At 49.7% G+C, this 7,440-nt stretch carries 6 protein-coding genes; 3 read left to right on the plus strand and 3 right to left on the minus strand.

Annotated features, from left to right (window positions below; all coding sequences use genetic code 11):
• Positions 1–72: 72 nt before the first annotated feature.
• Positions 73–279, plus strand: coding sequence for a glycine zipper domain-containing protein (locus CGZ75_RS21465; protein ID WP_089526303.1), 207 nt, complete (start codon positions 73–75; stop codon positions 277–279).
• A gap of 547 nt (positions 280–826) precedes the next feature.
• Here the strand turns inward: CGZ75_RS21465 and CGZ75_RS21470 are convergent.
• Complete coding sequence (locus tag CGZ75_RS21470; protein WP_089526304.1) at positions 827–1,801, minus strand: catalase family peroxidase; 975 nt, start codon at positions 1,799–1,801, stop codon at positions 827–829.
• Positions 1,802–2,076: 275 nt separating this feature from the next.
• Between CGZ75_RS21470 and CGZ75_RS21475 the strand changes: the two genes are divergently transcribed.
• On the plus strand, positions 2,077–3,585 hold the full coding sequence (locus CGZ75_RS21475) for a DUF4832 domain-containing protein (RefSeq protein WP_245851070.1): 1,509 nt from the start codon (positions 2,077–2,079) through the stop codon (positions 3,583–3,585).
• Positions 3,586–3,942: 357 nt separating this feature from the next.
• The gene (locus tag CGZ75_RS21480; protein WP_089526306.1) at positions 3,943–4,140 is read left to right on the plus strand and encodes a hypothetical protein; all 198 of its coding nucleotides are present in this window, start codon (positions 3,943–3,945) and stop codon (positions 4,138–4,140) included.
• Between the two features lie 42 nt (positions 4,141–4,182).
• Here CGZ75_RS21480 and CGZ75_RS21485 read toward each other — a convergent pair whose 3' ends face one another.
• A complete protein-coding gene (locus CGZ75_RS21485) occupies positions 4,183–5,775 on the minus strand; it encodes a M4 family metallopeptidase (protein WP_089526307.1) in 1,593 nt (530 codons plus the stop codon).
• 126 nt (positions 5,776–5,901) lie between these two features.
• Positions 5,902–7,329: an IS66 family transposase gene (gene tnpC / locus CGZ75_RS21490; RefSeq protein WP_089526308.1), complete on the minus strand. Its 1,428-nt coding sequence runs from the start codon at positions 7,327–7,329 to the stop codon at positions 5,902–5,904.
• Between the last annotated feature and the right edge of the window lie 111 nt (positions 7,330–7,440).

The raw sequence follows: 7,440 nt of genomic DNA on the forward strand, positions 1-7,440 counted from the left end.
ACGATCCATAATACTCCGCAACCTTTCGACGATTAATAACGTTTTTTATTAATTTGAAAGGGGAGGATTGAATTGGAAAACAATAGTCAGGACAGCAATACCCCTCCAGAAGACAACAAAACGAAAAGTACGAATCATCTCGCTCTCTGGATGAGCATTGGTACCGCGGTCGGAATATCAATCGGTGTGGTAATGGACAATATTGCATTGGGAGTCGGCATTGGAATCGCCATCGGAGTGGCTATCGGAGCCGCCTTTCAGTCCAAAAATAAAATCTAGCCTTGCCATTATTGGCTGACACAAGGGGTAGATTATGGAATTGATTGAAAATTAAGTTACATCAGCAAGACGGGAGGAGACTGAGCCAAGCTCAGCTTCCTCCCGTTTGTTTGTAAGCTCCTATCGCATCGCTTTCAACACTAACTAAACTCATCGCACAGCAGCTCGATCATTCACGCATTAGCTAACGTACCTGAGAGAGTTTATTCCTGCTCAAACACAGGGTTCGAATCAGCTAGTGGACCTGAGAAGCGTTATTTGGGTCAGAAATGATGATATTACCAGGAAATCCCCTCTATAGCGTCTCTCAGATCCGTTACACCTCGAAAACCATCGATTTTGCTGGAATAAGGCTTCTCAGGTCCTTTACGCATGGAGGTGCTTTAATTCATACACTAGCGAAACGTAGAAAGCCACAGCGTGACCATTCAACCATGTTAGAGCAAAGCTCATCGAGCCACAGCGTGACCATTCATCCATGCTATAGCAAAACTCAAGCGCCCCTCAGCTCGGCCATTATGCACTATAGCTGGTTCAATTAGTCGATTCAGATGCCCTTCTGTCTCCGTTCAAAACTGACCGCATAGGCGTCATGGCGGAAGTTTAGAATCGGATCAGGAGTAAGTTCGATGCCCGGGCCTGTGACGGTCGGGTCCATGACTAGTCCGTCCGGCTCCTCGATCAGCTCAACAATAAACAGATGCCCGGCTTCGAGCGTCTCGCGGTTACTTGGCCAACGTGCAGTGCAATCGTCGACGGGGTCCCATTCCTCGCCCAGCGTCAGCCGGAGCGTGAAGCCAATCGGAGAAGTGCCGAGACGATCGCGCAGCTCATCCTCAAGGTAATCTTTAGAGCTGACGGCCGCCTTAATCAGCGGCAAATGAGCCTCTTCAGCATCCGGAATCCACTCGTATTTTACCGGACGTCGGCGTCCATTCTCATCCACAAAGTAAAAAGCATGGATGGAATAGTAAGGCACGGAAGCGAAGCTGGCGGGCGGCTTGAGCGATGATATAGACGTCAGCGCTTCAGCGGCATGGGGAAACAGCTGCAGCATGCCCTTTAGCCTGTCCTTAATGGAATCGCCACGGCGGGTCATGTCCCTCGCGGCAAGCATCATTTCGAGGAAGGATTCCGGTGTCCGCGCTACAAAAACAGGTGCAGTGACAGCTGATATTACAGGCTTTTCGCCCTGTACGCTCTCTACACCCCGTGCACCCTGCCCGTCGGGCAGTTGAAATTGTAAGGCCATTCCCTTGGCCGGGGACATTAAATCCCGCGAAGCCGGGTCGGCCGCGCTGTTGGAGAAGCGAATAATCGCTTCGCAAGGCGTCTGCTGCAGATGTGCAGCGAAAGTCAATCGAGCCGCTTGGCCGGAAGGGGTGAACACGCCTTTGGCGCAAATGCCTCGGGCATGCGCCCGGCGTTTGCCGGGATGAGTGCCGCTCAGCTCTTCGATCGCATCCACGGAGCGGGCAGGAAGCTTGTCCGATGCAGGCATCGGTTCTTGCATGTTGGTCATGGCAGAAGCTCCTTTGCAGACGGGTATAGTTATTATTACCATAATTACCTACAGATCAACCGTAATCACGTAGGAAAAAGAAAAACAAGCCTATTTTAACGTTTAGTAAATATTTCTCTGTTGGGCTAATAAATACGAGCTATGGTATTGTATAATACGGCGCTGCAATAAGTTTTTCCATGCATCAGAATATGAATTCCATTCTGATAATTATTCTTATACGCAGTGGATAAATAAGTGTTATAGAAATAAAGGGGATGTATTTATTGAAAATAATGGTATCTAAAATTGCAATAACTGCGGCATCAGCAGTTTTGCTAACGTCAGTCGTTTCGGGAAAAAACGTGCTGATTGCACCTATAAGTGCGCAAAGCCAAACGATCAACGTGAAGCCTGCTGAGACGGAAGAAGCGTTCAAAAATCCGTTTATCGGATTCCGTCCATCTAGGTACGTTGATGATCCATCTTTCGTCGATCATGAATATGGGACCGTGTACAAGCAGTACATTAAGTACTCCGATCTAGAAACTAATGCTGCAGACTCGGTTGAGAAAATCAAGCTGTGGAGCAACAAAACTTGGGCTGGGATCGAAAAGAAAAACATCAAGGTCATTCCAAGGGTATTTATCGTTTACCCGGATGTAGGCGAATACTGGCCGAATGATATTCCACATGATAAAAGCACGCCTGAAGCAGAAGCTGCCCGCTGGTTGACACCGCAGATAAAGCAGCGTCTCACTGATTTCATCGCCAAGCTTGGACAGGCTTGGGATTATGATTCCCGCGTCGCTTATATTGAGCTTGGACTGTGGGGCAACTGGGGTGAGCATCATATTTATCCGGTAGAAATGCCAGGCGGCGGCGATCGCATTCCGGCTGAGTTCCAAAAGGCGCTTGGCGACGCAGTGGTCAAAGCATTTAAAAATAAAAAGGTGCAGGTCCGCTATCCGGAAACGTTCAAGGAATACAATTTTGGTTACTTGTGGGACTCCTTCGGCCTGCCAGAGGATCATGAATCCGGTGATGGAATCATCGCCAATAACAACTGGAAAACGGCAGTAAATGGCGGTGAGGTTGCCTACAATTGGGGCGACCTGAGCAATATCGGCAATAGTCCCGATGAGAGTCTGCAAAGCCCGTCAAATACGGCTTATTTGAACGACTGGATTCGTAAAACCCATACGTCCAGCTTGGGCTGGATCTCGGAGTATGATCAAAATGATCCAAAAACAGCGGTCGGTGCGACTGAAATGCAAAAAACGCTCGGTTACCGTTTTGTTATCAACCAGGCAAACTTCACAGCACAGACGAAGCCGGGCGGCAAGCTTTATGCAGGTTTTGACGTCACCAACGTTGGTTCTGCACCGCTCTACTATAAGTGGAAGGTGGAAGCTGCGCTTCTTAATCCGGATCGCTCGGTAGCTTGGAGAAGCGGATTTAATAATGTCGATGTCCGTAACTGGCTGCCAGGAGACAAATGGAACTCTGCAACTAAGAGTTATGAAATCCAACCGAAGAAAATAAGCATCTACAATACCTTTACTCTTCCGGCAGGACTGAAAAAAGGCACTTATACGCTTGCTCTCTCCATCAACGATCCTGCAGGTGACATGCCAAGCGTGCGCTTTGCGGTGAAGAATTATTACAAGGGCGGGCGGATGCCGCTTGGTAAGGTAGGTATCGGACAAGCGCCTGAGAATCAGGATTTGGGCAAGTTCGACTTGCTGAAAACAGACCAATCTCTGCATTATAAAATGGAAGCGCACAGAATGCGGATTAAATAATGCTCATGACTGGCAAATAGAGCGAGTTCGCTAAAGCCACAGCGGCTGCGGGATTTCATCCAGCGCCTCTGTGGCTTTTTTCGAATACCAGTACCCGCAGAGCGGGTCAGTATCTTTAAAATTCACGCATTGGTGATAACTAACCTTCTTGAGGACGTTGCAGTAGCATTTTTCCTGCGAATCATCCTCTAAATAATCCTCCAATCGTGTCGATGATACGAACGGGTAGTTTATTTAATGAAACTGTTGTTTCGTTCTGGAATTACATGGTAATATCCCCTTTGCTAGGTTCATTTAAGACTATTATTGGCACCAAATTCGATGTTTCAACCACGATAATCGAGTGAGGGGGAATAGTTGCTGCTAATTTATTTTGCAATCACTATCGCAGTCGTTGTTATTGTGCTGCTTAAGCTTGAAGCGAATAGTGCGGAAATGAGAGCGGCCCAGCGGGAACAACTGAAGGTGAGCCGTGAAATTCTGAAGCAGTTGGAGGCAATGGAAGAACGACTGCGGGTTGGCACAAATGAGTCGGCAGAGGAGCGGGGGCAATAACAAAATGCCGGGAGCCAAGGGCTCACCGGCATTATTGTTGGATTAGGACAGGCCTACCGCCTTAAACGCGTTCGTAACCGAAGTGACGTAGGGAGAACTTGTTCCGTAAATGTCCTTGGTCGCTTGAATGGTAGCGTTTTTCGCTGCAACGAAGTTCGAAGTGGAAGTCAGGTAGTAAACCAGAGTGTTATAGAAAATGTTTACGGCTGCATCGCGGCCGATACCGGTTACCGCAACGCCATTTTGGGAGCCGCCTTGAGCGAGCAGGTAAAACGCTTTGTTCGTGATGCCGCTGTTGATATGGACGCCCCCATTATCCTGAGAGCCGATATAGCGGTTTGCATAGTTATCTGGTTGGTTGTACAGCGTCGGATTGGCCAGGGAGCGCAAGGCATCACCAGCAACTCCTGGCGTGTACACGTCGTCACCGAGCAGCCAGTTCTTAGCTTGAACGGAGTTGCCGAGTACATCGGCATAAGACTCATTCAGTGCGCCGGATTCATTGACATATTGAAGATTGGCGGTATAAGTGATAACTCCATGGGACAGTTCATGTCCAACGACGTCAAGGTCGCCGGAAAGGGCTCTGAAGGTATTTCCATCTCCATCGCCGTACATAATTTGAACTCCGTTCCAGCCAGCATTGTTATAGTTGGAGCCGTAATGAACTGAAGAACGGATTTGCATTCCCTTGCCGTCCAAGCTATTGCGGCCAAACTTAGTTCTGAAGAAATCATACACAGCCGCCGCATTCGCATGAGCATCAACTGCGGCTTTATCTGTCCATACGTTGTCGCTGTCGGTCAGCAACGTGCCAGGAAGCCCAGAGGTGCGATAGTTGGCCGTATAAGTATTGATTCCTTTGCCACGGGTCGTATCTACAAGCTGGTAAGTGCTTCCAGATTGATTGGTCTGGAAGCTTTTTGTGTCTCCAGCTACACCAGTTCCTGTTCCTGTGGCGTTATTCAGCATCTCATACTGAAGGACGATTTCCCCAGTAGTGGCGTCGACAAGGTAGCGTGTACGAAGCGGTTGTGGTTCAAGCACATTCACTTCCGTTTCGTAGACGAGACGATAGCTCGAGCTCTCAGGGTAGACAAACAATTTTGTTTCCAACGCCAACTCCTGCGCCCCCAGCTCGCCGATCCGGGAAGTTGCTTCGGCTGCTGCTATTTCAAAGGCATCGGATGCGGTAAGGGTAGGAGTCACGGCTGCAGCTGCAGACAAAGCCTTATTGTCCTGAGTTGGCAATACTCCCCCAAGGAAGGAAGTAACCTTGCCGGATTTATCAAGGTGAATCGTTTGGTCGCCTCCGTACACTGGAATTCCGTTTACATATTGCTGCATGCGGAAATGCTCAATTCCAGAAGCTGCATCGAGTTCTTTGCTTTTAATACGGATAGCTGACTTTAATTCATTTACGGAAATACCCAGCTTGGATTGCTGGCTTCTCAAAAATGTCCATACTTTTTCTTCCGAGGTTCCTGGGGTGATTTTGCCGTCCGTTACTTCGATGAATTGTGGAGTCAGTTGGTTGTCTGTTACGACGCTGAGCGTAGGCCCCTCCGCTTGAATTTGGGATGCAGAGGATAAAAGCATTACGCCACCTAGAAGAGCAGGGATCATTTTTTTCATTGTACAATTTCACTCCTTACTGATTTTTGGAATAATAAATGATTAAATCAAAAATAAATAAAAAGTAATCCCTCCATTGAATAAATATTCACAACCTTACACGAGAATAAAAGTTACTACTTAGGTCTAGCTAAGCCTCAGTTTCCCCGACAGCGCTGAAACGAGCGAAGGGAGCAGCTCCAGCTTCTGCTTTATGATCGTCGAAATGACACTGCGCATCCGAGCGAATTGCTTGGCGCCTTCCGTCGTTCGAAAACTCCCGGAAACCTTCTGTTTGACCTTCACCATGCGTAAGTCTCTCTCCGCCTGATTGTTGTCAAATGGAACCTTGGCATCTCGAAGAAACCGGAGAATGGCCGGTTTATGCTTAGCTAGTCGTTCACCCAAGTTGGCGGCTTTGCTCTTCGCTTTGCGGCCTCGAGTGCCCCACTTCTCGACCGGAGCTTTCGCCCATTCCGCTTGGCCGTCTTCGAGAATCGCATCGTAATGCGCTTCGATGGCTTCGATGACCTCTGCCGGAATGGCCTCTTCACGCTGGCGGCACTCCTTCGTCACCTGCCACGCTTCCTGCAGAAGGTCCATCATGCCTGCCGCCCAAGCGTGCCGATCCTGCTCGACAATGCCTTTGCACTCGCGCAGCAGATGGGCATTGCACAGCACATGCATGAACGCATAGTCGTCCTTGAAATAGCTCGACAGGCAGTCATGAACGACGATTCCCAGATAAAAAGGCAACTGGCCCAGCTCATTCATGGCTTGACTTCCGCGCTGGTCATGAGGGGCCAGCCAGGTCCATTCCGAATCGGACACGACGTGCAGCCAGCGCAGTTTTCCCATGACGCGAACCCCCGTCTCGTCCGCGTAAACCAGCGGCTTGTTGAACAACGCCGTTCGAATGTCCTGTTCCGGCTTCGCCAACTGCCGGTTCATCTGCCCCAGCATGGACAGCAGAGTCGCCTCGCTTGGACGCAGGCCAGTCAGGTCCTCAAACAGAGCCCCGATTCGCTCCAGTGGGAGCATTTGATACGCATGCAGATAGGTGGTCAAAGCGACGAAGCCATGACCGTATTGGACAGGAGCAGTCACCTCGGCGGGAAATACAGCGCGCTGCTCCAATCCGCACGTCGCGCAACAAGCCTTCTCGGCGCGATGCTCGATGACATGGACGCGCGGTGCCGGAAGATCGAACACTTGCCGCACTTCATACCCGCTTCCCGAAAGAGGAGACGAGCAGCGGGAGCAGGCTTCAAGCGAGTGTACGACGATTTCATTCGGGTTCGCGCTGAAGCGGAGGGTATGACCGCGGTGCCCTTTCGGTGCTCCTTTTTTCCCACCGGCTTGGCGTAAGTTCGTCGGTTTGCGCAGACCGTCGCTGGAGGGAGGTTTGCTGCTGTTGCTGCTATTCTGACCCAACTGACGCTCCAATTCATGGACACGTTGCTCTAACTGCTTGATATGAGCGGCCTGCTGCTCCACGATGGCCAGTAAGCCAAAAACCATCTCAACGAGCTCATTCTTGCTAAGCCTCATCGCTTGCTCCCGGGCTAGTTTCATGAGATCTCCTCCGTTGTATTCCTTGTTAAGGAGAAGTTCAACATTTCTCACGGAAATCCTTGAAAATTAAAAGGCCCCTCAGCTAAATTTAGAGGGACCTAAGTAGTAACT

It is taken from the genome of Paenibacillus herberti (genome assembly GCF_002233675.1).
GTDB lineage: Bacteria > Bacillota > Bacilli > Paenibacillales > Paenibacillaceae > Paenibacillus_O > Paenibacillus_O herberti.

What these genes read in the sequence shown, in the direction of transcription:
- tnpC (WP_089526308.1), bottom strand. Translation starts at nt 7,329, where the DNA reads ATGAAACTAGCCCGGGAGCAAGCGATGAGGCTTAGCAAGAATGAGCTC.
- CGZ75_RS21475 (WP_245851070.1), top strand. Translation starts at nt 2,077, where the DNA reads ATGGTATCTAAAATTGCAATAACTGCGGCATCAGCAGTTTTGCTAACG.
- CGZ75_RS21485 (WP_089526307.1), bottom strand. Translation starts at nt 5,775, where the DNA reads ATGAAAAAAATGATCCCTGCTCTTCTAGGTGGCGTAATGCTTTTATCC.
- CGZ75_RS21470 (WP_089526304.1), bottom strand. Translation starts at nt 1,801, where the DNA reads ATGACCAACATGCAAGAACCGATGCCTGCATCGGACAAGCTTCCTGCC.